Below are 24,639 nucleotides of genomic sequence, written 5' to 3'. Positions count from 1 at the left end.
TGGTAGCCGCGTGCGCGCGAGATCGGTAGCAAAGCGGGGCGTCAGCGTGACGCGGGGATGACCGCCTGGACGCGTTCGCGCCCACCGAGGTTGGTGGCGGCGGTGATAACGGCCCGCTCGATCTGGCGCAGGGCGTGCACCGCGGTGAGGAATCGCCGCGTGTCGGGCCGGGATTCGCCGCGGTGGCCGTCGCCGTCCTGTTGGCGCGCAAGGGTTTCCGCGGCGTCGAGTTCGTCGGCCGCCGAGACCAGCGTCGGTGCGTGTCCACCCTCGATGGCCTCCTGCAGCGCCTCGATGTTGCGTCGCGTCTGGGCGGCGGCCGCCGAAAAGGCCTGGGCCCGTTGCGCGGCGAGAGGCGGCGACCCGACCGGGTCCCGATACTGTTCGCTGCTGCGCGCCAGGCTGCGGCCGTACCGGTCGCACGCGGTGAAGATGCGCAGTGCGCGGCGAATGCTGCGCCGGCCCGCGAGGCCGGCGACGCCCGCCACGAGCGGCTTGGCGGTGACCCGGAATTGCTGCAGATCCCGATCGACCTGACGCGCCCGTTCGGACGGGCTGGCGCCGTCCTGCTCACCGCACATGGTCGCGGTGCAGGCCTCGATCAGCGCCGACAGGCTCGTCAGGAAGGCGCGGGTGTCGGTGCGGATCGCGGTTCTGGTGTTGGTTGGCAACACCACGACGGCCACCGTGGCCCCGATGACGGCGCCGATCGCGGTCTCTTCGATCCGCAGCATCAACACGCCGAAGGAGAACTGGCCGAGCAGGCCGTACAGCAGCGCCAGCATCGTGGTGATCCAGAAGGTCATCAGGCTGTAGGTGACGGTCATGAAATAGAAGGCGCAGAACAGGCACACGAAAATGCCGGCGAGCGCCGCGATTTCGTGACCGGTCAGCAGCGTGGCCACCAGCACGCCGGCGGGCACGCCGAGCAGGGTGCCGAGCAGGCGTTGCCAGCCCTTGGTCAGGGTTTCGCCCCAGGAGCTGGTGCCGGCGAAGATGACGAACGCGGCGATCACGGCCCAATACCAGCGGGCCGGCGAGACCAGCTCCCCGGTGACGATGGCCAGCGCAGCGGCGATACAGACCTGGATGGCTTGCCGGGTGGTCGGCAGCAGTCCGCTGGGGTGGGCCTTTTCGGCGGTCTCCTCCGGCGCGGCTTGCTCGGCCGCCGGCGGGCGCTCGCTGTCGGTGTCGTCGAGGGGGGCGCCGGCGGCAATCCGGTCGACGATCGCCCGCACGTCGGCCGTCGCCCCCGCGGCGTTGATGATCGCCAGTGCGAGGCGGCGGACCGCGGTGGCGCCCGGGTCATCGTCGACGGCGGCTTCGGCGGCGCCGGGCTGCTCGTCCAGCAGCCGTTGCGCGTGGTCCGCCGCCCGTCGCAGCCCCTCGGGTTCGGGAAGACGGATCGCCCGGGCCAGCTGGGAGAGCGCGTCGACGAGCGCGACCCGGGTGGGGGCGGGGATGGATTCCGGGGCCTCGCCCGCCACCACCGCCGCCCGCCGGCCGGCGGTGGCGACCCATTCGATGGCCAGCTCGGCGTCCAGCAGCCACGGGGCCAGCTGTTCGGCCGTGACACCGGGCCACAGCGCGCCGGGGTCGGCTTTGTCCTCGATCTGGCTCTGCACCAGCAGGGCGGTCTCGTTGAGCCGCGTGGTGCGCGCCCGCATGCGGCGCCGCCGCCGTTCGTCGAGGCGGCCCGTCCGCACCGCTTCGGCGGTGGTGTCGATGACGATCGCCATCCGCGCCCGCAGCGCCCGGATGGTGGCGCGCAGCACCCGCTCGGGCCGGTCGGGCAGCACGTAGGTGGTCATCACGTAGGTGCACACCGTGCCCACCGCGACCGCCCCGATCATCCAGGGCAGCTCCGAGACCCGGGCCCGCAGATACAGCGTGAAGAAGTACGACATGAACGCGACCATCCCCAGGGCCCTGCCGCGCGCCCCGAAGCGGCGGATGTAGGCGGCGGTGAACACGATCACGACGAATACGGCGTCGCTGGCCACCACGTGCGGGGCCAGCAGGGCGGCAGCGGTGATGGCCACCGCGGCGGGAACGGGCAACAGCGCCATGGTGATTCGTTGCTGGCGCGGATCGGGCTCGTTGACGGATCGCGACGCGACCATGGTGATGACGACGCCCAGCAGCGCGACGGTCAGGGGCTGTCCGGTCGCCCTGGTGAGGACGAAAAGGACGAGCAGTGAAAGCCCCAGCGCGGCCGTTGTCCGAGTCGCCATCCGCAACCGAAGCAAGCCGGGATCGGAACCGATCACCCAGTTGCGGGCGCGTTCGTACAGGACAGTTATCGGTGACCCCCTCATATCCGCGAGCAGACGCAGAATCGCACTCTCAGGCCATCTTGCGTGCGATTCTGTGTCTGCTCGCCGGGATACATATCTGACCACGCTAGTCTTCGACATCGTGACTCCGCCGACGCGAGCGAAGCTGGCTGACGGTCGTGACCTGCTGTTCTTCTCGCTGCCCGGGCACCGTCCGGCGCCGGTGCGGGACCGCCGGCCGCTGCCACCGCGCTCCGCCGAGGGCCCGCCCCAGTCGCAGTTGCGGTTCGACGGGACCACCGGGCAGTGGGTGATCATCGCGGCGCTGCGCCAGGACCGCACCTACAAGCCCCCACCGGAGGCGTGCCCGCTGTGTCCGGGCCCGACTGGGCTGACCAGCGAGGTGCCCGCCCCCGACTACGACGTCGTCGTGTTCGAGAACCGCTTTCCCAGCCTGTCCGGCGCCGCGACACCGCTTCCCGACCCCGGCGGCGCCGACGGCTTCGTGTCGGCCCCGGCGCATGGCCGGTGCGAGGTGATCTGCTTTTCAGCCGACCACACCGGCTCCTTCGCGGGGCTGACGCCGGCACACGCGCGACTGGTGGTCGATGCGTGGCGCCACCGCACGGCCGACCTGATGGCCACGCCGGGCATCGAGCAGGTGTTCTGCTTCGAGAACCGCGGCGAGGAGATCGGTGTCACCCTGACCCATCCGCACGGCCAGATCTACGGCTATCCCTATCTGACACCGCGGACGGCCGCCATGCTGGAGCAGGCTCGCACACACCGAAAAGAACACGGCAGCAACCTGTTCGGTGATCTCCTGGCCCGCGAGGTCACCGACGGTGACCGCCTCGTCGCGCGCAACGAGTTGTTCACCGCGTTCGTGCCGTTCGCGGCGCGCTGGCCGGTCGAGGTGCACATCTACCCGAACCGGTTCGTGCCCAACGTGTTAGGCCTCGACGAGGACGAGCTGAACGCGTTCGTGGCCGTCTATCTCGACGTGCTGCAACGCTTCGACCGGATGTATGCCTCACCGCTGCCCTACATTTCGGCATTGCACCAGTATTCCGGCACCGGGGCCCAGGCGGACGGATACTTCCACGTCGAACTGATGTCCATTCGGCGCAGCGCCACCAAGCTCAAGTACCTGGCGGCCTCCGAATCGGCGATGGACGCCTTCATCGGTGACGTCACCCCCGAAAGCGTCGCCCAGCGGTTACGGGAACTGCGGTGACGGTGCGCTACGGCGCGCCAGGGCGGATCAACCTGATCGGCGAGCACACCGACTACAACCTGGGCTTCGCGCTGCCCATCGCCCTGCCGCAACGCACGGTGGCGACCTTCGCGCCCGGTCCCGACGACGCGATCACCGTGACCAGCGACCGCGCGGACGCCGCCGTGCGCATTGCCATCGGCACCGCCCCGGGGGAGGTCACCGGCTGGGCGGCCTACGTGGCCGGGGTGATGTGGGCGCTGCGCAGCGCCGGCCACCCGGTGCCCGGCGGCACGATGTCGATCACCAGCGACGTGGAGATGGGCTCGGGCCTGTCCTCCTCGGCGGCGCTGGAATGCGCGGCGCTGGGGGCGATCGCCTCGGCCGCGGGCGTGCGCATCGACCGCAGGGAGCAGGCCCGGCTCGCCCAGCGGGCCGAAAACGAGTATGTCGGCGCCCCAACGGGCTTGCTCGACCAGCTCGCCGCGCTGTTCGGCCGGCCGGCGACGGCCGTGCTGATCGACTTCGCCGACCTCGCCGTCACGCCGGTGCCTTTCGACCCCGACGCGGCCGGCGTCGCCTTGCTGCTGATCGACTCCCGGGAGCGCCACAGCCATGCCGGCGGCGACTACGCGGCGCGGCGCCTGTCGTGCGAGCGCGCCGCCGCCGACCTCGGGGCATCCTCGCTGCGCGAGGTCGGCGATCGCGGGCCCGTCGACCTGGCCTCCGTGCGGGATCCGGCCGACGCCCGGCGCGCGCGCCACGTGCTCACCGAGAACCGGCGGGTCATCGATTGCGTTGGGGCACTGAGCGAATCGAACTATGCCGAGGCCGGGCGGATCTTTACCGCCTCGCACGCCTCCATGCGCGAGGACTTCGAGATCACCACCGAACGCATCGACCTGATCGCGGATACCGCGGTGCGCGCGGGGGCGCTGGGGGCGCGGATGACCGGCGGCGGATTCGGCGGCTGCGTGATCGCGCTTGTGCCGATCGGGCGCGCCGGGACGGTCGGCCAGGCGGTGCGCCGCGCCGTGGTCGGGGCGGGTGGCGAATCACCCGTCGTCACCGGGATCCGGGCGGCCGCCGGCGCGGGCCTGTGCGAGTGAGGGTGCCGAAAACTTACTCGCGCGGCAATTTTTTGATTCCGCAGTGACCACCGGTCAGAAACTGTAACCTTCACGCCCATGGGGGTAGCCCACTGCTGCACGCGCAGTGCCAACTTTCCCGCCCGGGCAGCGACGATCCATCCCGGATCGTCGCCGCTGCGTGCCGCCGCCCGTCCGCTTGCCGTCGACGCGAAACATCCACCGTGGCTTGGGAATTAGAGAGCCAGGCCGCAGCGATCGAGCGCGGTTTGGCCGGCGCCGTCCCGCAGCGCGCGGGCTGGTTCCGCTTCTACTTCGAGGGCCAGCGCTGGGTGTGGTCCGACCAGGTCCAGCGCATGCACGGATACGAGCCCGGCACCGTGACCCCCACGACCGAGCTGGTGCTGTCGCACAAACACCCCGCCGACCGCCCCCAGGTGGTCGACGGCATCAACGACATGATCAGGCGTCGTCAGGCGTTCAGCACGCGGCATCGCATCGTGGACACCGGCGGCATCATCCATCACGTCATCGTGGTGGGCGATCGATTCTGCGACGACAACGACGTGGTGATCGGGACGCACGGCTTCTACATCGAAATCACGCCGGCGCCCGCCCGCAACCGCGAGGAATCCATCAGCGCCAAGGTCGCCGAGATCGCCGGGCGCCGCGGCGTCATCGACCGCACCAAAGGGATGCTGATGCTGATCTACGGCATCGACGAGGACGCCGCGTTCACCATGCTCAAAACGCTGTCGCAAGCGGGAAACACGAAGCTGGGGCTGCTCGCCCAACGCATCGCCGAAGACTTCACGGCGCTGGGCAAGGAAGTCATCACCGCGCGGTCGCGATTCGACCAGCGCCTGCGCGGCGCCCACCTGCGTGCGCCCGACGGCGACGGCCCCGCCGGCTGAGCGGCTAGCCGACCGCGCTGAGCCGTACCGCCCCCAGGTGGAGCCGGTCGACCGCCTCGGCGAACTCGTCGCGGGTCGGGATGCGGTGATCGCGGAACTTCAGTCCGATCATGCGCTGCGCGCGCGCCACGCCATAAGACTCGGCGGCGCGCACCAACAGATCGGACACGACCGCCCGGTCGCGGATGAGCTCGCCGCGCATGGCCGTCGTCGTGCCGTCGTACACCACGTCGACGGGACCGCCGTCGCGGAAGTTCTGCTTCCACGGCGCACCGGACAGTGCGTAAAGCTGACCGTCAATCACATGCGCGCTCAATGGAATTGAATACGGACGCCCAGTCTTGCGCCCGGTGAACCTCAACACCATGAATTGCCTGCGCGCGGCTCCGGCGAGGGGGCTGCGCAACAAAAGCCCCATCACCGGGTTGATGAGGCGCAGTAGCGCCGACGGTGGATGCCCGGCATCGACCGCGTATGACTGCTCTGTCATGCGTTTACCGTAGAGCGCGGCCGTCCTTTGGTACATGCCCGCGGCTGCCCGGCCTGGAAAATTCTGGGTGAAAACGCCACCGCAATGCGCCGCTGCGCGGTCGTTATCCAGTAAGAGACTTCCTATGCGGTCACGAAGGGCGCTGATTGCCGTCATCGCGGCGTCGGCCGTCTTCATGACCTTCGTCGCGGCCGCCCCGCCGAAGGGGTATGACGGGCCACCCGTGCTCGTGGCGAATCCCGTCGATCACGTCGCGACGCTCATCGGCACCGGGACGGGCGGCGAGACGGTCGGCGAGATCAACAACTTCCCCGGTGCCACCGTTCCGTTCGGGATGGTGCAGTACTCGCCGGACACCGTCGGCAACTACGCCGGCTACAACTACGACAACTCTCGCGCGACCGGGTTCAGCATGACCCACGCGTCGGTGGGATGCGCTGCGTTCGGCGACATCTCGATGCTGCCGACCACCGGCGGGGTCAGCCCGCAACCCTGGAACGCCTGGGAGATGATCGCCCACGACGACACCGAGCAGGGCGTGCCGGGCTACTACACGGTGCGGTTTCCCGACACCGGGGTCAAGGCGGAACTGACCGCCACCGCACACACGGGCGTCGGGCGATTCAGCTACCCGCGCAACGGCCGCCCCGCGCTGTTGCAGGTGCGCTCGGGTTCGTCGCTGGCGGGCAACTCGCGCGCGACCATCCAGATAGGGGAGGACAACACCACCATCACCGGCTGGGCCACCAGCGGCGGGTTCTGCGACAAGCCGAACGCCTACACGGTGTATTTCGCCATGAAATTCAGCCGGCCCTTCACTGCGTACGGATCCTGGGACGGCGCAACGGTGTACGCCGGGGCCCGCAGCGCGAATGCGCCGTACAGCGGGGGTTACGCGGAGTTCCCGGCCGGCTCGGTGCTCGAGGTGCGCACCGCGATCTCCTACGTCGGCATCGAGGGCGCGCGGGCGAACCTGGCGGCCGAGGACGCGTCGGGCTTCGACGACGTGCGCGCCGCCGCCGCGCGGGAATGGAACGCCGCCCTGTCCCGTGTCTCGGTGGCCGGCAGGAACGTCGACGATCTGACGACCTTCTACACCGCCCTGTACCGTTCCCTGTTGCACCCCAACATGTTCAACGACGCCGACGGGCGCTACGTCGGTTTCGACGGCGCCATCCACACCGTGGCCGCGGGCCACACGCAGTACGCCAACTTCTCCGACTGGGACACCTACCGGTGCCTGGCGGCGTTGCAGGCGTTGCTGTTTCCGGACCGGGCCAGCGATATGGCCCAATCGCTGGTGAACGACGCGGAGCAGAGTGGTTCGCTGCCGCGCTGGGCGTTCGCCAACGCCGCGACCGGCGAGATGACCGGCGACAGCGTGGTGCCGCTCATCGTCAATCTGAACACCTTCGGCGCCAAGGACTTCGACGTCCGTGCCGCGTTGCGCTACATGGTCGACGGGGCGACCAAGGGCGGGGTGGGGCGGGCCGGCTACGTGGAGCGGCCGGGTATCGAGACCTACCTGCGGTTCGGTTACGCGCCGTTCACCCTGGAATTCGGGCGCAACGGCTGGATCGCCGACGCCTCGATCACGCTGGAGTGGTCGGTCGACGACTTCGCCATCTCCCGATTCGCCGACTCGCTCGGGGACGCCGCGAGCGCCGTCGAATTCCAGAATCGGTCGCAGTACTGGCAGAACCTGTTCAATCCCACCACCCGCTCCGTGGTGCCCCGCAGCTGGAGCGGATTCTTTCGCCCCGGTCCCGCGGTCGTGGTGTCGCCGGAGAACTTCGGCCAGGTCGGGTACGACGAGGGCAACGCCGAGCAGTACGTCTGGTCGGTGCCGCAGAATGTCGCGGGGCTGGTGACCGCCCTGGGCGGCCGCTCGGCGGTGGCCGACCGGCTCGATCGCTTCACCGAGAAGCTCAACGTCGGCCCCAACCGGCCGTATCTGTGGGCGGGCAACGAGCCGAGTTTCGGTGTGCCGTGGCTGTACAACTACATCGGACAACCGTGGAAGACCCAGCGCACCGTCGATCGGGTGCGGGGACTCTTCGCGCCGACCGCCGACGGCGAGCCGGGCAACGACGACTTGGGCGCGCTGGCGGCCTGGTACGTGTGGGCGGCGCTGGGCCTGTACCCGGTCACCCCTGGCACGCCGATTCTCACCGTGGGCGCCCCGCTTTTCGATCGGGTCGACATTGCGCTGCCGGGCGACAAATCGCTGCGGATCTCCGCCCCGGGCGCGTCGGGACCGCATCACCTCGCCTACATCAGCGGCCTGAAGATCGACGGCCGACCCACCGAGCACACGTCATTGCCGGAGTCGATCATCACCACCGGCGGCACCCTGGCGTTCTCGCTCGCCGCCTATCCCGACAAGCGTTGGGGCACAGCCGAAGCGGACGCGCCGCCGTCGTTCGGGGTGGGTAGTTCGGCGTTGACCGTCAACGTTTCTCAACCCGTCGTGACCATCGGGCCCGGACACACGGGCACGGTCACCCTCGACGCGCAACGCATGCTCGACGGCCCCGACGTCTACACCGTCTCCGGCGCATCCTCCGATGCCGGCATCACCGTGGCGCCCACGACCGGCCCATTCGGCAACGACGGATCGGCCGCGGTTTCCGTCCCGATCACCGTGGCGCAGTCGGTGCCCGAGGACTACCACCTGGTGTATTTGACCACCAGGGCCGGCCAAAGCGCCCGCACGTCAACGGTTCTCGTCGTAACCCAGACCGAATCCGCCAACTCCTGAGCGGGAGTCAGATCATCTCGTTGGTGGTCAACCACCGCATCACCGGCCACCCGACGAAGACCGGCAGCCAGCAGGTCAGCATCCGGTACAGCAGCACCGACGGCACACCGACGGCCGCGGGCACGCCGAAGGCGGCCAAGCCACCGATCAGCGCCGCCTCGACGGCACCGACGCCGCCCGGCGTGGGGGCGGCCGAGGCCAGCGTCCCACCGACCATGGTGACCACGGTGACGGCGACGAATGTCGTTCCGCCGCCGAAGGCTTCGATGCTGGCCCACAACGCGAGCGCCGCGCCGAGGGTGGTGCCCGCGCACCCCAGCAGGATCAGCGCCAGCCGCCGCGGCTCGCGGGCGAGCTTCGTCAGGTCGCCGACCACCTCGTTCAGCTTCGGGCGCACCTCGGTGGACAGCCACCGGCGCAGCGTCGGCACGAAAAGGAACGTCCCGATGATGCCCAGCGCCACCCCCGCGATCAGATACAGCAAGGTCGCGCTCGGGACGAAATGCGAGAGATTCATCGAGGCGCCGGCGGCGGCGCTGAACACGACCAGCAGCGCGATGTGCGCGATCACCTGCACCGACTGCTGCAGCGCCACCGCCGCGGTCGCCCGCATGGCCGGCAGGCCGCTCTTCTGCAGAAACCGCGTCGACAGCGCCAGGCCGCCGACCCCGGCGGGCGTGGTGGTCGCGGCAAAAGTGTTGGCTACCTGGGCGATTGACAGCGTCCAGAAGTTGACCATCCCGTCGGCACAGGCCCAGAGCGCGGCGGCCGCGCCGACGTAGGTCAGCGCTGAGACCAGCAAGCCCACCAGCGCCCACGACCAGTTCGCCGTCTTAAGCTCCGAAAAGAACGTCGGCGCCGTGCTGATGAACGGATACGCGACATAGACCAGCGCGCCGAAGAGCACCAGCTGGATCATCTGGCTGCGGGTGAACCGAGTGATGGTTTGCGGCTTGATCTGATCGGCGCCGGTTTGGCGCTTGACCTCCGCGCGCGCGGCGGAGATGACGGTGCCCGCGTCCGGCACTGACCGCCGAATAAACCGCGGCACAGCGACTTTGGTGAGCCGGCGCGACGCCGACAAAATCGTGTCCGCGCCGAACACTTCGATCGCCGCGCGCACAGCGGCCTTCGGGTCATACAGCGCCGACGTGGTCACCAGCAACTGCGCGATATCCGACTGGAGCTGGGCGTCGGTCGCGCCGTACTCGGCGCTGCCGAAGCTGCCGAACAACACCGCGTCGTCGTCGACCGTGATGTGCTGGCTGCGCAGGTCGCCGTGCGCGATCTGCCGGTCGTTGAGGGTCCGCAGCGCATCCCACAGCCGGTGCACGGGCGTCGCCGTCGCGCAGCGGTCGATCGGCGTCCCGCGGGCGGGCTGGTGCGCGTGCAGCATCCATCCCCGGTCCAGGGGAGCGAGGGTGACCGTGGCGGTGTTGGCCAGGCCGGCGTCGCCGATGGCAATCGCCATCAACGCGCGATGCTCCACCGCGCGGCGCATGGACGTCACCAGGGGAGCGGTCTCGGCGTCGCGGAGCTTGAGCTTCCCCCACAACTGGCGCAGCGCGCCGCCGCTGCGTTGATGCGGGCCGTACAACTCGACCAGCGCCGTCCGGCCGGAGTCGTCGCCGTCGGCCGACAGAATGAGCGGGCCACGCCCGGCCGGCCGGACCACGGTGAGCCGCGAGACGACGAAGCCGGCTTTGGCCATCGCGCGCACCGCGGCGTCCAGCGGCACCTCGAGCGCGGGGGTGCCGACGACCAGCACCACCAGCGCTCCGACCACCCACCCGACCGCCAGACCCACCAGCGATCGCGCCGGAACGATCGCGCTGATCACGAGGTGGATGGGGACGAAGGCCAGCAGCAACGCCCACCACCAGTGCCGCCACCGCGCCGGCAGCCAGGGACCCGACACCGTCAGCACCGCCGCCAGCATCCCGATCCACCGCGGGTCGTCGAGCAACTGGGCCGGCAGCGTGCTCAGCCGGTCGTGGACGTCGAAGTGCCATCGCGGCGCGGCCAGGCCGGTGCCGCTGATCGACAAGAGCACGATCGCACTCAATCCCGCGGTCGCGTAAGCGCCCAGCAGTTTCCACTGCCCGGCGACGATCAGGCCGATGAGGATCATGAACGGCAGCGCCACGATCGCCAGTCCGTACGCCAGGTACACCACATCGGACTGGGTGGGGGATAAGACGCCGACGATCTGCGAGACGGATTTCTCCAGCGCGACCCACTGCGGGCGGGTGATCACCGAACCCGTGATCACCAGCGCGAGAAAGAGCGAGGCCAGGAGCAGCCGCAGGATGTCGTTGGTCCGCCGGGTCAGTGGCTGCAGCAGGCTGCCGGAAACGGGGATGTCGCGCCCGTCAACTCGCATGTATCAACGATCCTTCGGATTCGCCCCTGCCGATGGGCTCGCCGACAACTTAACTTCAAACCCGGCTCGGGGACAGCTCCCGCTGTGCCGCCGCGCGTAGGGTCGGGTAGGTAGCCGTGCTAGCGAAGTGGGAAGGACGTGCGCGTGGCCAGGACCGACAACGACAGCTGGGAGATCACCGAGAGCGTGGGGGCGACCGCGCTGGGCGTGGCCGCGGCCCGGGCCGCCGAGACCCGCGGCGAGAACCCGTTGATCAGCGATCCGTTCGCACAGGTTTTCCTCGATGCCGCCGGTGACGGCGTGTGGAACTGGCATGCGGCGGGCCAACTACCTGACGCGGTCGTCGAAGCCGAGCCGAGCCTGCCGCTGCAGATGCAGGCGATGGTGGGCTACATGGCCTCGCGCACCGCGTTTTTCGACAAGTTCTTCCTCGACGCGACCGGCTCCGGCATCCGGCAGGCGGTGATCTTGGCGGCCGGTCTGGACGCGCGGTCGTGGCGGTTGCCCTGGCCGGCGGGGACGACGGTCTACGAGCTCGACCAGCCCCGGGTGCTGGACTTCAAGGCGTCGACGCTGGCCGAGCACGGCGCACAGCCCGCCTGTCACCGCGTTCCCGTCGCAGTGGACCTGCGCCAGGATTGGCCGGAGGCGTTGCGACAGGCAGGTTTTGACGCCACCGCGCCCAGCGTGTGGTCGGCCGAGGGGTTGATGCCGTATCTGCCGGCCGCCGCGCAGGAGCTGCTGTTCGACCGCGTTCAGGGGCTCACCGTCCCCGGTAGCCGGGTCGCCGTGGAGGCGCTGGGGCCCAAGTTCCTCGACCCGCAGCTTCGCGCGAGGCGCCGCGAACGGATGGACCGGATCCAAGCGCTGATGGCCGAGGTCGATCCCGACCGGCAGGTCCCGAGGACCGACGAGCTGTGGTACTTCGAGGAGCGCGAGGACGTCGGCGAGTGGTTCGGCCGTCATGGCTGGGACGTGACGGTGACACCGTCCGACGAGTTGATGGCCGGCTACGGGCGCGCGGCGGCCAAGGAGGTCCAGGACAACGTGCCCGGGAACCTGTTCGTGGCGGCGCAGCGGGCGGCTTAGCGGCTTTCCGCAAGCTCGGCGAAGCCGGGAGCGACGGGGCCGGCGCCATCTAGCTAGCAATGTAATCCGTTGTGCCACTGGCGCTGCTCGCCGCCACCGCGGCGGTGACGTTGCTGGTCGCTGGTTCCGAGGCGCCGGCTGCCGTCTCTCTTTACGCCACAGATCAACCGGTTACATCGTGTGTGATTGGCCGTCGGTTCCGATGTCCACCACGCGGTGGGCGGCCGGGGGTGCTAACGAATTCCTTTATGTTCCAATGTATTTTCGCTTCGATACATTGCCGGTAATGACCGGTCCCACTAACCAAGTTAATTGGTTGTCGGTGGTGGTTGGGGTTGGAAGGGGTCGTACCACCACCAGTGGGCGCGCTCGCCGGTGGGTCCGGGGTGAAGTACCCCAGGTTTTGTTCCTAGTCGGTTGCGAGGGCCGGGGTCGGCTGGCTCGCGGGGTGTGAGGTGCCGGTCAGGGCGGCCTCGTACTCGGCTGGGGTTTGATAGCCGAGGGCTTCGTGCAGGCGTTCCTGGTTGTACCAGGCCACCCATTCGGCTGTTGCCAGTTCGACGTCGTCGATGCAGCGCCAGGGTTTAGCGCGGTTGATCAGCTCGGTCTTGTAAGCGGCATTGACCGCCTCGGCGAGGGCATTGTCATAACTATCGCCACGCGAGCCCACCGAGGGGGCGATCCCGAGCTCGATCAGGCGGTCGGTATAGGTCACCGATAGGTACTGCGATCCGCGGTCGGAATGATGCACCAACTCAGATAGAGTCGAGTTAGACTGCCACACAGCATGATTGAATGCCTGTAGCGGAAGGTCCTCGGTGCGCATGGTTGCCGAGACCGCCCAACCGACGATCTTTTTCGTGGCGGCATCGGTGACGAACGCGGTGTAGCAGAATCCCTGCCAAGTCCGCACGAAGGTGATATCGGCGACCCACAACCGGTTTGGTGCCGGCGCCCGGAACTGCCGGTTGACCAAGTCGGCGGGTCGCGCTGAGGCGGGATCGGTGACGGTGGTGAATACCGGCTTGCCGCGCTGCACCCCGCGCAGCCCAGCTTTGCGCATCAACCTGCGAGTTTGTTCTCTACCTAGTGTCCAGCCACGCCGGGTCATGGCCTGATGCATCTTCTTGACGCCATAGACCGAGTAATTCTGCTGGTGCACCGCCTGCAGGTCGGCGATCAGTTGCTCATCGCGAATCTCACGATCTGAGGGCGGCCGGGTCAACGCTGCGCGATACCCCCGTGAGGTGAAAAATCCCGGGATTGGCGCCCGCAAGACACGGCAGATGAGCTCGACCCCGAACTGATCGCGATGCGCGTCGATGAAGGCGATCATTTCGGTGCGGGGCGGTCGAGCTCCGCTGCGAAAAACGCGGATGCAGACTTCAAAATCTCATTGGCCCTACGCAATTCGAGATTCTCTCGCCTAAGGCGGCGTATCTCGGCGTGCTCAGAACTGGTCGTGCCGGGACGCTCCCCGGTATCGACCTGCGCTTTGCGCCGCCATCGACGCACCGACTCCTGCGCAATACCGAGTTTGCTGGCCACCGACCTGATGGCCTCAAACTCCGATATATCCGAGGTTTCCAACATGGTGTCCAACAACCGCAACGCACGAGAGCGAAACTCCGGCGGATACTGACGGGGCATAGCTTCCAATCCTCCTATAAGGATCGGAACAAAACCTGGGGTACTTCACCCCGGACCCACCGGCGAGCGCGCCCACTGGTGGTGGTATGACCCCTTCCAACCCCAACCACCACCGACAACCAACTAGGTAGCTCACCGCTGCGGCTAAAGACTCGCACCGGATCAACGCTTAAAAAGGTTGAGAAATCACGCGATTCGCATGAACGGCAGCATTAACCACGCTCTTGGACATGGGCATCATCGGCATTGAAGTCGCGATTTTGTGCCGTCGCCCGTTTGGTTCGTTCTACCTTGAGGCATGACAACAGCCGACCAAGCGGACCAAGCATCATCGGTCCCTACGTCCCGCAAAATTCTTTGCATCGTCTATGGCGCTATCGCAGTCGCCGCGCTCATCGCGACATGGAGCCAGACACTCACGTATGTGCACAGCCCGACCGACTTTTTCGTCAATTTCTGGCGCGACACCAAAGCGACTACGGCCTCACGAAACATCACAGCCGACGCCCTGATGCTGGCCCTGAGCGCTGTCATTCTGATGGTGATCGAAGCCAGGAAATATAACCTGCGATTCGTCTGGCTTTACGTTGTCGGATCGTTCTTCATCGCCGTAAGCGTGATGTTCCCGCTTTTTCTGATCGCCCGCGAATTACGCCTGGGCGCAGCCGACGTGCCCCGCCTTCGCAGGACAGACACGATTCTGCTCGCGGTCGTCGCCGTCTTCGCCGTGGCCCAGACTATTTGGATCGACATCGGGTGACCACTTACAGCGTTCTTCGTTGACCTTTCACGCGGGGCGGTGCGACCGACAGTGGTCTGACGCCACTACGGTGTGGACCTGACCGAGCTAGCCGGGCAAGTTGGGTTTGATTTTGCAAGTTATGTCTGCCGCGGGCGAATTGACCAGTGCCGCAGGGCACTTCCGGACGCACGCTCGTCGCCGAACGCAACGTCGCAGGCCGCAACGTCGCCGAACGCAACCAGGCGCCGCCCTTTTAGCCCGTTCCGAGGCCCGGCACGATCTCGCCCAGGCTGAAGGTCACCGGCTGCTCTAGCTGTTCGTAGGTGCACGAGCGGGGGTCGCGATCCGCACGCCACCGATTGAACTGCGCGGTATGACGAAACCGCCGCCCCTCCATGTGGTCGTAGCGCACCTCGACCACGCGCTCGGGCCGCAGCGGCACGAACGAGAGGTCCTTGCCGGCGTTCCACCGCGAGTATTCGTTCTTGCGGGGCGTTCGCTCGCCGGCCTCATGCGCGGCCCAGTTCCAGGGGTGGTCCTCGAAGTCGGTGACGAGCGGCTGGAGTTCGCCGAACAGCCGCCGCCGTTCGGCCATCGGGAAGGCGCCGATCACACCGACGGACGCGAGCTGGCCATCATCCTGGTAGAGCCCCAGCAGCAGCGACCCGATCGCGTCGGCGCCGGACTTGTGGACCCGATAGCCGGCGACCACACAGTCCGCGGTCCGTTCGTGCTTGATTTTGAACATGACGCGCTTGTCCGGCTGGTAGGTGACGTTCAGGGGCTTGGCGATCACGCCATCGAGGCCGGCGCCCTCGAATTCGTCGAACCAGCGCTGCGCGGTGCCCATATCGGTCGTCGCGGGCGTGACATGGATCGCGCGCCCCGATCCGCTCACCGCGTCGACGAGGGCCGCGCGCCGCTCGCTGAACGGCCGCCGGGTGTAGTCATCGTCGCCGAGGGCGAGCAGGTCGAACGCAATGAAGGACGCGGGCGTCGTCTCGGCGAGCATCCGCACCCGCGAGTCGGCCGGGTGGATGCGTTGCTGCAGCGCCTCGAAGTCCAGGCCGTGGTCGGTGGCGATGACGATCTCCCCGTCGATGACGCAGCGCGCTGGCAGCTCGGCCTTGACCGCGGCGACCAACTCGGGGAAGTAGCGGGTCATCGGCCGCTCATTGCGACTGCCCAGCTCGACGTCATCGCCGTCGCGAAAACAGATCGACCTGAAGCCGTCCCACTTGGGCTCATACGACGCGTCGGGCGGAATTGAGCGAACCGACTTGGCCAGCATGGGCGACACCGGCGGCATGACAGGGAGGTCCATAGCCTGATTGTGCTGGAATCGATGGTATGGCTGCTGCAGAAGAGCTAGACGTCGACGGTGTTGCGGTTCGCCTGACGAATCCCGACAAGGCGTATTTCCCCAAGCTGGGATCGAAGGGGACCAAGCGGCACCTGGTCGAGTACTACCGCGCCGTCGCGGGCGGACCGATGCTCGACACGCTGCGCGACCGGCCCAGCCACCTGCAGCGTTTCCCGGACGGCATCGACGGTGAGGAGATCTACCAGAAGCGGATTCCCCAACACCATCCCGACTATTTAAAGACGTGCCAGGTGACGTTCCCGTCCGGGCGGACCGCCGACGCGCTGAAGGTCACCCACCCCGCCGCGATCGTGTGGGCGGCGCAGATGGGCACGATCACCCTGCATCCGTGGCAGGTGCGCTGCCCGGACACCGACCACCCCGACGAGCTGCGTATCGATCTGGATCCGCAGCCCGGCGTCGCGTTCGAACAGGCGCGCACCGTGGCGGTCGACGTGTTGCGTCCGCTGCTCGACGAGCTCGGTCTGGTGGGATACCCGAAGACATCCGGGGGCCGCGGGATCCACGTCTTCCTGCGGATCGCCACCGACTGGGATTTCATCGAAGTGCGCCGCGCGGGCATCGCGCTCGCCCGCGAAGTGGAGCGCCGCGCACCGGACGCCGTTACCACGGCGTGGTGGAAGGAAGAACGGGGCGAGCGCATCTTCGTCGACTTCAACCAGAACGCAAGGGACCGCACCATGGCGTCGGCGTATTCGGTGCGACGCACGCCGATCGCGACGGTGTCGATGCCGCTGACATGGGATGAGCTGGCCGGCGCCGAGCCCGACGACTACACCATGGTGACCGTGCCCGACCTGGTTTCGCGGCGGGAAGATCCTTGGGCCGCAATGGATGACAACGCGCAGTCGATCGCATTGCTGTTGGAAATGGCCGAGGCCGACGAAGAGCGAGGCCTCGGCGACATGCCCTATCCGCCGAACTATCCGAAGATGCCCGGGGAGCCCAAACGCGTTCAGCCCAGCCGGGATACGGATCGCAAAGATGGGAAAAAATAGCCCGAAGCCCGTCAGGTGACTGCGGATCAGCCTGAGGTGAGGAGCTTGCGGCCCGCGATTAGCCCTCTCACATGGATGAGCCGCCTGACGATGTGAGCATCTCAACGGTATCACTCGGCGGCAACAATGGTTGTAAGTAATCCTCTTGTGCCCCAGTGGGTTAGGGGATGCGGATTTGGGCCACACGAATTTCCCCACCCGAACTGCCAGGTGTCGGGGCCAGCCGCTTCAGCGCTGTTTCGCTGAGGCGATTAGTTTACCGCGAAGACGCGCAAAGGTCAGCAAGGAATTCGCTAGGAACGCACGCACGGCCCGAAGGGGCGCACGCCCGCGCATCGCTGAGGTGCCGGCCATCGTCGAAGGTCGGCCGGAACGGAACCAGCGCGAAGCGATAGACCCTTGGGGCCCAGCGATTTTCACGCCGCAAGGTCACACTGGTGTAGTCACCGCGTCTTCCGATACACGAGGGGATGTATCGGCTTCAGCCGTGCGAGGAACTGGCACCCAATGCCATTTAGGGGGCCAAAAAGGGTGCTGGTGACCTACGGAGTGCAGGTGAGATTGGGTCCGCAGTCGATGGTGATCGGCACCATGCATCCCGAGGTTGTCAATGCGGTGGCGGCGAGAAATAAGCCGAGAACAACTCTGTACTTCAAACGAGACATGACCACTCCATTCGTCGAGAAGGAATGCTTCGCCCGAGGAGCGTTATATTACGTGAGTACAATGCGGAATGCTATGGGATCCAGCGAAATAGCGCCGATTTACGTCAACTGATTGAAATGCGTGGGGCGCATCTTTTGGCCGGTTTATGGGCTCGCTGTGGGCCGTACCGGCAACCTACATTCCTGCGTCACCGGACGTCGTCAAACGCCTTGCGGGGAGCCGGGATACAGGCTGTCCGGTAGGTGACCAAATGCCAGCACCGAATGCGTTTCGTGACCGGGAGAAATCTGGTCAACCGATCGTCAAAAGTAAGCTCTGTTGCTATGCGTCTGGCTTCACGAGCGTGGTCTGCGGTCTGCGCGCTGATGCTGGTGGCAGCCGCGGGTGTGGGTGTCGCGGCACCGATATCGGCCGAGCCCAGGGGCGACGGCCTAGGCGAAAAGATGGTCGGCTGGGACACGTACCGTCGGCTGGATCGGCTGCCCTATCTGGACACCGAATCGCAGACCCTGCAGGTATCGAGTTTCGACCGCAGCGGCGGCGACTTCGACATTTCCACCGGTAACCGAAACGGCACCGGCGGGTGTTTGGCGCCGGGCGGGGCCGGCTGCGTCATCGCGGAGGATCGCGGCGCCGGGGAGGTCGATTCGATCTGGTTCACCCGTGACGGGGGCAATGTGCGTGCCATCGGAAACATCCGCATCGAACTGGATGGGCAGACCGTCGTCGACGCGCCATTGCAATCGCTGGTCGACGGCGAACTGGGCGCCCCGTTCGCGTGGCCCCTGGTGGCCAACTCCGCCCAGTCGCCGGGCGGGGTCTATATCAAGGTGCCGATGCCTTACCGGTGGTCGATGCGGATCAGCGTCGCATCCCATTTGGAGTATTACCACGTCGACTATCGGCAGTTCTCGAATGCCGATGGGATAAGCACCTTTTCGCGCGCCGATCCCGCGCTCGATGTGCTGGACACCCTGCGCGCCGCGGGAACCGTCGACCCCAAACCGACGACAGGCACTGCGACACAGAGCAATCGGGTCATCGACCTTGCCGCGGGAAGCGAACAATCCGTCGCCGAATCCAGTGGTCCAGGCAGCATCTCGGCGCTGCGGCTGCAACTGCCGGTGGTGGCGGATCTGACTGGATTGCGCCTGCGGATCGAGTTCGACGGCCGGACCACGGTCGACGTGCCCGTCGGGGAATTCTTCGGCGCGGGACTCGGCGCCAACCCCGTGCGATCGCTGATGTTCGCCGCCGCTCCTCAGCCCGACGGGTCGCTGGTGTTGTGGGATTGGTGGCCAATGCCTTTCGTGAATTCGGCCCGCGTCACCCTTGTCAACACCACCGCCTCCGACGTGTCGGGGATAGCCGGCGACGTCACGACCACCCGCGACGCCCGATGGGTGGCGGCGCTGGCCAGCGGTCGCGCCGGCTACTTCACCGCCCGCGCCCACGCGGGCCCGACCGTCCAGGGCCAGGACTGGGTGTTCGCCGACGAGGAAGGCCACGGCAAGTTCGTCGGCGTCAGCCACACCATACGAGGGCAGCGGACCGAAACGGCGTTCAGTGACGGCGCCCCTTACTTTCTCGAAGGAGCCGAGCGGGTCTACACCGACGGCGCCGCATCCCCGCAGTGGTACGGCACCGGCACCGAGGACCTCTACGAGGGCGGCTGGTACTTCAAAGACGGCACCCACTTCAGCGACCCGCTCAACGGCCAACCCGACCAACGCACGGCAACCGGCGGGTGCGCGGACTACTGCGTCGCCGTCTACCGGCTCATGCTCGCCGACGCGATCGGCTATCACTCCGCGCTTCGCTTCGGCATCGAGCACGGCAAGCGCAACATGGTCCAACCCGACTACAGCTCAACCGCATTCCTCTACACACAGCCGACAGCCGTCCTGACCGGCAGCGACGACGTCCGCCCGGCCGATCCCGTCGATCGCGTCCTGCACGGCTACGCCGACACCGACGCCGCCGATCAGCTGCTGGTCAGCGAATACGAGGGCACCGAAGACGCCCTGCCCGTCGCCGGCTCGGTCCGCAGCGCCCAGGGCCCGATCACTTTCCATGTCCAGGTAAATCCGGACAACCACGGTGTATTGCTGCGGCGCACATCGGACCAGGCAACCGGTTTTCAGGCGGCGGGCGTCGCGGTGGACGGCATGCCCGCGGGCACGTGGCTGCAGCCGCGCAGCAACACCTTTCACCGCTGGCTCGACGACACCTACCTGGTCCCGCAAGCCGTCACCGCGGGCAAAGCGCAGCTGACGATCACCCTGGCGCCCACCGCGGATTCGCCGCCGTGGACCGCCGGCCGCTACCACGTCGACATCCTCCGGGGCCCGACCGGTTGAATCCGGGTCGTCATCGCTCACGGCCCGGCGCTCTTGACGAATTCGCGGAGATGCTGCTAGACATGGCCAGCGCCGCGCTTTTGGGCGATCGCCCAAAAGTTGGCGGGTTGAGTAAGGGAAGCATCGATGACCGTCACCAACGACACGGATGTCTACTACGACCCCTACGACGTGGGCATCAACGCCGACCCGTATCCGACCTATGCCCGGCTGCGCGACGAAGCCCCGATCTACTACAACGACAAGTACGACTTCTGGGCGCTGTCACGGCATTCCGACGTCGAGCGCGGATTGGCCGGCTGGGAAACCTTCTCCAACAAGCGAAGCGACATCCTCGAGTTGGTCCAGTCGAAGTTCGACATGCCCGGCGGGGTGATGATGTTCCAGGACCCGCCCGAACACACGAGGCTGCGCGGCCTGATGTCGCGCGTCTTCACACCGCGCCGGATGGCCGCCCTCGAGGACCAGATCCGGCAATACTGCGTTCGCTGCCTTGACCCCCTCGTCGGGTCGGGAGGATTCGACATCATCGCCGAGCTAGCGTCGATGATGCCGATGCGGGTCATCGGGATGTTGCTGGGGATCCCGGAATCCGAGCAGGTTTCGGTGCGCGACGCCAACGACGCCAACCTGCGCACCAAGCCGGGGGCGCCCCTGAAGGTCGCTGACGCCGACTCCATCGCCGACGGCAGGATCTACGCCGACTACGTCGAATGGCGTGCCAAGAATCCGTCCGACGACCTGATGACGACGCTGCTCAACGTCGAGTTCGACGACGACCAGGGCGTGCACCGCAAGCTGACCCGCAAAGAGGTGCTGCACTACACCCAGGTCGTCGCCGGGGCGGGCAACGAGACGACCGGCCGGCTGATCGGCTGGCTGGCCAAGGTGCTCGCCGAGCACCCCGATCAACGCCGTGAGGTGTACCAGGACCGGTCACTGTTGACCCGCACCGTCGACGAGACCTTGCGATTCGAACCTACCGGCCCGCACGTCGCCCGTTGGATGGCACAGGATTTCGAATGCTACGGCACGACGGTTCCGGCCGGCAGCGCCATGCTGCTGTTGTTCGGCGCCGCCAATCGCGACCCCCGCCGCTACACCGATCCCGACACCTACAACATCCGCCGCGAGAACATCTCGCACATCACGTTCGGCAAGGGCGTGCACTACTGCCTCGGTGCCAACCTGGCGCGCCTGGAAGGCCGCGTCGCGCTGGACGAGCTCCTCAACCGGTGGCCCGAATGGGACATCGACTACGAGACAGCACAATTGGCGTCGACGTCCACGGTTCGCGGCTGGGAGCGTTTGCGGGTCGTGCTGCCTTAGCGGGCGCTAACTGGGCAACTCGAATCGATCGATGAGCCGGTTGACCAGGGCGACGGCCTCCTTGTGGCCTCCCGTGGTGCCGAGCGCCTGCTCCAGGATGAGCATGCGACCGATCGCCGCGATGATCACCGCGATCCCGGCGGGTGGAAATTCATCGGTGTCCAGCCCCTGTTCGCCGACGATGAAGCTCAGTGCGGCGGTTTGGGTTTCGCGCCATCGCTCCGACCAGGCGGCGATTTCGGCGCCGATCTCCTTGCGATGATTGGCGAGCCCCATGAACTCCAACAGCAGTCGGGTGTCCTTCGGCTCGATGAGCGAGTCCCAGAAGGCGTGTAGTGGGCGGTCGGAGGCCAGCGCCTGCTTTTGTCGCTCCAAATAGACGGCCGCCCCGCGCCGGAAGACGTCGAGATACAGCTCGTCCATGGTGGGGAAGTAGTAGTGGACCAACGCCGGTTTGACGCCGGCTTCGTTCGCTACCCGCCGCGAGGTGGCCGCGGCGTATCCGTCCTCGACCATGACCCGGATCGTCGCGTCGATCAGCATGTCGCGAGTGTTGGAGTCGCGCGCCTTCGGCCGTCGGGAGGTGGTCATCGTCTACGTCTTTCCCGCAAAGGATGGTGAGAGCCGGCTTTTGCGCAATCGCCCAAAGCTTAGCCCAGCGCGGGCCGGCCCACGATTAGGAAGTCGGGCGATCGGGCAATTGAGTTGCTATTGCTGTAATCCAGAGACACCCGTAGGAAGGCACGGCAGTGGCCCCCAGCTTCACCGACGTCATTCAATCCAAGTACTTGCTGTTGACCACCTTCACCAAAGACGGCCGACCGAAGCCGACCCCGATCTGGGGAGCGCCCGACGGCGACGGCAAGCTGTTGGTGATCACCGATGACGGCTCGTGGAAAACCAAGCGGATCAACAACACACCCAGGGTGACGATCGCCAAGAGCGCGGCGCTGGGCAAGCCCAAGAGCGACGAGGTCGAGGCGAAAGCCCGGGTGCTGCCGAAGTCTGAGACGCGGCGCGTCTACAACGCCGTCCTCAAGCGGTACTGGTATCACGCGTGGTGGTTCTATGCGCACACGGTCATCCGCGGTGGCATCGACAAGGTGCACGTCGGCCTGGAGATCACGCCCGCCGCCTGAATAGCGTTGCGACTATTGGCTTTCCGCGCGCATCGCCGCGAACGTGTCCGCCACCGTCTGGTGGGGATCGCGATAGGTGATGCCCAGTTCTCGTTCGCTCGGGGAATCGTCGGACGCCGGCATCTGGGTGTAGTACTGCATTCCCGCCCAGGTGAACGGGGTTTCGAAGGGCAGGAAGCGGTTCGCTCGATCCAGCACCGCCCCGGCGACCCGCAGCGCGGTGTCGGGGATCGGGACGGCCACCATCGGTGTCGCCGCGACCTGGCCGAGCAGGTTCGCGAGGTCGGCCGCAGGCACCCGGTGGCCGCCGGCGGTGTAGCGGCGCGGCCCGCGCCCAGGCTCGAGCAGCGCCGCGTGCAGGGCGGCTAGGTCGCGGACGTCGACGATCAGCCAGGCCGCGCTGCGCCCCGGGATCGCATGCATCTGCACGGCCGCCCGCACGCCCTCGCCGGCCTCACCGAACTGGTCGCCGACCGGCGGACCGAGCACCATGCCCGGATACGTGATGTTGACCGGCGCGCCCGCATCCTGCAGTCCACGGGCGTAGATGTCGACCTGCGCCTTGGACGTTCCGTAGCCGTCGGCCCCGCCCACCACCGGAAGGTCGGCCGTCAGCGTCTCCAGGTCGGGATGGAAGAGCGCGGTGAAACTCGACACGTGGACGATGGGATCCAACCCGAGCTCGACCGACTGACCGAGCACGTTCTGGGCGCCCTGCATGTTGGTGGCGAGCATCTCCGGTGTCTGGCGCGGATCGGTGGCCACCAGCGCGGCGCTGTGCACGACGGCGTCACACCCCTGCAGTGCCGCCCGCACCGCGACGCGGTCGGTGATGTCGGCGACGGCGAAGTCCGCGACGTCCACACCCAGCTTCGCGACGCTGGTCCGCAGCTTTCCGGGGTTGCGGACCAGAAACCGCACCGAGTGCCCCGCATCGGAAATGGCCTTGGCGGTCCACCCGCCGACGAAGCCCGTACCGCCCGTGATGAGAACTCGCATGACGGCCTAGAGGTGGTTGGCGGCGAAGTCGGCGGCTTGGTTGGTCATGCCGTTCGCGCCATAGGAGGTGTGCGCGGCCAGTCCCCCGTCGCCACCGCTGGCGCAGACCGGGTCGGCCGGCGCGCACAGTTGGATCGTCTTGGGCTGGTACAGCGGTCCGATGGCCAGCGGCGGCGCGTGGTATTTCTGCAGGAACTGCCCCGATGGCGTGCCGAACAGGGTGACCGCGGCGACGTGTTGGGCGACGCCCGGCGGCATCGGCGGCGGCTCCGCGGAGGCGGGAACGCCGGGTGGCACGGTGGCCGAGGTGGTGTAGCCCGCCACCGCGGCGCCCTGCGAGTAGCCGCCGAGCACCTCACGGGTGTTGGGGCAGTTCGCCACCATGGACTCGATGTGCGAACTGGCGTCGCGGATTCCGTCGATGACGGTCGCCGGGAAATCGGGGCTGTCGAAGTCGGTGCTGGCGGGGTAGTTGACCGCATACACCGTCAGTGACCTGGGGCCGATCTGCGAGCGCAGCGTATCGACGAACGGCCGGCCGATGCCGCCGATGCCGGGTGGCTCGCCGGATCCGCGGGCAAACACCACCTCGACGTCGGGACATGGTTCCGCCGTCGCCGAGGGCGCGCTCGCGAGCGGTGTGCCGAATACGGCTGCCGCTGCCAACATGGGCAGCGGCAGGCGACGCATCGACCGGACGGTCAACACATTCCGAATTGTCATTACTTCTTGAACGCGTCCTTCACCTTTTCGCCGGCGTCCTTCATTGCGGACTTCGCTTGATCGGCGCGACCTTCGTCCCGGGTTTCGGGATTGCCGGTGGCTTTGCCGAGGGCTTCCTTGGCGCGGCCGCCGAGGTCCTCGATCTTATTCTTCAACTTGTCTTCGGCGCTCATGGCGTGCTGGCTACCCGGCGGCGGGAGATATCGAAACCCCGGCCCTGTCATCATGGACTGCGTGAGCACCGCGATCGTGGTGGCAGTAGTGGCGGGGCTGATGCTGCTGGGCATCGGCATGGTGGTCAATCAGCTGCTGCGGCTGCGGCGCTATTTGAGGGACCAGCCGCCCGATCAAGCCCCGGGGATCGATCCCGAACCCCCGCGGCACCTTGACTGATAGCTTCATTCGGATGAGCGCTGAAGGCGTCGCGGCGCG

General features: G+C 67.2%; 20 protein-coding genes, 2 pseudogenes and 1 other annotated feature. Of the genes and pseudogenes, 12 read left to right on the top strand and 10 right to left on the bottom strand.

All coding sequences use genetic code 11. The features are described 5' to 3' along the window. Positions 1-41: 41 nt before the first annotated feature. The gene (locus tag ACZ50Z_RS18860) at positions 42-2,270 is read right to left on the bottom strand and encodes an FUSC family protein (protein ID WP_464486311.1); all 2,229 of its coding nucleotides are present in this window, start codon (positions 2,268-2,270) and stop codon (positions 42-44) included. 148 nt (positions 2,271-2,418) lie between these two features. On the opposite strand from ACZ50Z_RS18860, the gene galT reads away from it, so the two are divergent. From galT to ACZ50Z_RS18845, 3 genes are all read left to right on the top strand, one after another. Next, entirely contained in the window at positions 2,419-3,513 is a 1,095-nt protein-coding gene (gene galT / locus ACZ50Z_RS18855; protein ID WP_464484894.1) for a galactose-1-phosphate uridylyltransferase, read from the top strand. Beyond that, positions 3,510-4,601: a galactokinase gene (locus ACZ50Z_RS18850; RefSeq protein ID WP_464484893.1), complete on the top strand. Its 1,092-nt coding sequence runs from the start codon at positions 3,510-3,512 to the stop codon at positions 4,599-4,601. The genes galT and ACZ50Z_RS18850 overlap by 4 nt, the downstream gene beginning before the upstream one ends. A gap of 203 nt (positions 4,602-4,804) precedes the next feature. Continuing rightward, a complete protein-coding gene (locus ACZ50Z_RS18845) occupies positions 4,805-5,494 on the top strand; it encodes a PAS and ANTAR domain-containing protein (protein ID WP_464484892.1) in 690 nt (229 codons plus the stop codon). A gap of 4 nt (positions 5,495-5,498) precedes the next feature. Here the strand turns inward: ACZ50Z_RS18845 and ACZ50Z_RS18840 are convergent, their stop codons facing one another. Next, the gene (locus tag ACZ50Z_RS18840) at positions 5,499-5,984 is read right to left on the bottom strand and encodes a hypothetical protein (protein ID WP_464484891.1); all 486 of its coding nucleotides are present in this window, start codon (positions 5,982-5,984) and stop codon (positions 5,499-5,501) included. Between the two features lie 124 nt (positions 5,985-6,108). On the opposite strand from ACZ50Z_RS18840, the gene ACZ50Z_RS18835 reads away from it, so the two are divergent. Next, complete coding sequence (locus ACZ50Z_RS18835) at positions 6,109-8,745, top strand: GH92 family glycosyl hydrolase (protein ID WP_464484890.1); 2,637 nt, start codon at positions 6,109-6,111, stop codon at positions 8,743-8,745. A gap of 7 nt (positions 8,746-8,752) precedes the next feature. Here the strand turns inward: ACZ50Z_RS18835 and ACZ50Z_RS18830 are convergent, their stop codons facing one another. After that, on the bottom strand, positions 8,753-11,128 hold the full coding sequence (locus ACZ50Z_RS18830; RefSeq protein WP_464484889.1) for a lysylphosphatidylglycerol synthase domain-containing protein: 2,376 nt from the start codon (positions 11,126-11,128) through the stop codon (positions 8,753-8,755). A gap of 144 nt (positions 11,129-11,272) precedes the next feature. On the opposite strand from ACZ50Z_RS18830, the gene ACZ50Z_RS18825 reads away from it, so the two are divergent. Then, a complete protein-coding gene (locus ACZ50Z_RS18825; protein WP_464484888.1) occupies positions 11,273-12,217 on the top strand; it encodes a class I SAM-dependent methyltransferase in 945 nt (314 codons plus the stop codon). Positions 12,218-12,525: 308 nt separating this feature from the next. Here ACZ50Z_RS18825 and ACZ50Z_RS18820 read toward each other — a convergent pair. Beyond that, positions 12,526-12,678: pseudogene (locus ACZ50Z_RS18820) on the bottom strand (hypothetical protein); the annotation flags it as partial. After that, positions 12,627-13,867 (bottom strand): IS3 family transposase gene (locus tag ACZ50Z_RS18815; RefSeq protein WP_464482219.1). Its coding sequence is split into 2 segments (ribosomal slippage): positions 12,627-13,582 and positions 13,582-13,867, totalling 1,242 coding nucleotides; the frame shifts between segments, so codons are not numbered across the junction. The pseudogene ACZ50Z_RS18820 and the gene ACZ50Z_RS18815, both read right to left, overlap by 52 nt. Next, positions 13,476-13,592: a sequence feature (AL1L pseudoknot), on the bottom strand. It overlaps the preceding gene by 117 nt. 46 nt (positions 13,868-13,913) lie before the next feature. On the opposite strand from ACZ50Z_RS18815, the pseudogene ACZ50Z_RS18810 reads away from it, so the two are divergent. Then, a pseudogene (locus ACZ50Z_RS18810) lies at positions 13,914-13,994 on the top strand (hypothetical protein); the annotation flags it as partial. 171 nt (positions 13,995-14,165) lie between these two features. After that, positions 14,166-14,627, top strand: coding sequence for a DUF2834 domain-containing protein (locus ACZ50Z_RS18805; protein WP_464484887.1), 462 nt, complete (start codon positions 14,166-14,168; stop codon positions 14,625-14,627). A gap of 235 nt (positions 14,628-14,862) precedes the next feature. On the opposite strand, the gene ACZ50Z_RS18800 is transcribed toward ACZ50Z_RS18805, so the two are convergent. After that, a complete protein-coding gene (locus ACZ50Z_RS18800; RefSeq protein ID WP_464484886.1) occupies positions 14,863-15,933 on the bottom strand; it encodes an ATP-dependent DNA ligase in 1,071 nt (356 codons plus the stop codon). Positions 15,934-15,959: 26 nt separating this feature from the next. Here ACZ50Z_RS18800 and ligD point away from each other — a divergent pair, with 26 nt between their 5' ends. The 3 genes from ligD (at position 15,960) to ACZ50Z_RS18785 (ending at position 21,346) form a co-directional block, all read left to right on the top strand. Continuing rightward, a complete protein-coding gene (gene ligD / locus ACZ50Z_RS18795) occupies positions 15,960-16,991 on the top strand; it encodes a non-homologous end-joining DNA ligase (protein WP_464484885.1) in 1,032 nt (343 codons plus the stop codon). Between the two features lie 1,031 nt (positions 16,992-18,022). After that, entirely contained in the window at positions 18,023-20,017 is a 1,995-nt protein-coding gene (locus tag ACZ50Z_RS18790) for a glycoside hydrolase family 172 protein (RefSeq protein WP_464486310.1), read from the top strand. 126 nt (positions 20,018-20,143) lie between these two features. Next, a complete protein-coding gene (locus tag ACZ50Z_RS18785) occupies positions 20,144-21,346 on the top strand; it encodes a cytochrome P450 (protein WP_464484884.1) in 1,203 nt (400 codons plus the stop codon). Between the two features lie 6 nt (positions 21,347-21,352). Here the strand turns inward: ACZ50Z_RS18785 and ACZ50Z_RS18780 are convergent, their stop codons facing one another. Continuing rightward, positions 21,353-21,937, bottom strand: coding sequence for a TetR/AcrR family transcriptional regulator (locus tag ACZ50Z_RS18780; RefSeq protein ID WP_464484883.1), 585 nt, complete (start codon positions 21,935-21,937; stop codon positions 21,353-21,355). 158 nt (positions 21,938-22,095) lie between these two features. Here ACZ50Z_RS18780 and ACZ50Z_RS18775 point away from each other — a divergent pair, with 158 nt between their 5' ends. Beyond that, positions 22,096-22,485, top strand: a complete 390-nt coding sequence (locus ACZ50Z_RS18775; RefSeq protein WP_464484882.1) for a PPOX class F420-dependent oxidoreductase — start codon at positions 22,096-22,098, stop codon at positions 22,483-22,485. 12 nt (positions 22,486-22,497) lie between these two features. Here the strand turns inward: ACZ50Z_RS18775 and ACZ50Z_RS18770 are convergent, their stop codons facing one another. From ACZ50Z_RS18770 to ACZ50Z_RS18760, 3 genes are read right to left on the bottom strand one after another with little or no spacing between them, the layout of a single operon-like run. Continuing rightward, positions 22,498-23,484, bottom strand: coding sequence for an NAD-dependent epimerase/dehydratase family protein (locus ACZ50Z_RS18770; RefSeq protein WP_464484881.1), 987 nt, complete (start codon positions 23,482-23,484; stop codon positions 22,498-22,500). A 6-nt stretch (positions 23,485-23,490) separates the two neighbouring features. Continuing rightward, entirely contained in the window at positions 23,491-24,207 is a 717-nt protein-coding gene (locus tag ACZ50Z_RS18765; protein WP_464484880.1) for a cutinase family protein, read from the bottom strand. Further along, a complete protein-coding gene (locus tag ACZ50Z_RS18760) occupies positions 24,207-24,380 on the bottom strand; it encodes a CsbD family protein (protein ID WP_464484879.1) in 174 nt (57 codons plus the stop codon). The genes ACZ50Z_RS18765 and ACZ50Z_RS18760 overlap by 1 nt, the downstream gene beginning before the upstream one ends. A gap of 61 nt (positions 24,381-24,441) precedes the next feature. Between ACZ50Z_RS18760 and ACZ50Z_RS18755 the strand changes: the two genes are divergently transcribed. Continuing rightward, entirely contained in the window at positions 24,442-24,600 is a 159-nt protein-coding gene (locus tag ACZ50Z_RS18755; protein WP_464486407.1) for a hypothetical protein, read from the top strand. Positions 24,601-24,639 lie beyond the last annotated feature (39 nt).

It is taken from the genome of Mycobacterium sp. NTMscope_MAC_269 (assembly GCF_976985695.1).
This window is presented reverse-complemented; position numbering and strand designations above follow the sequence as displayed.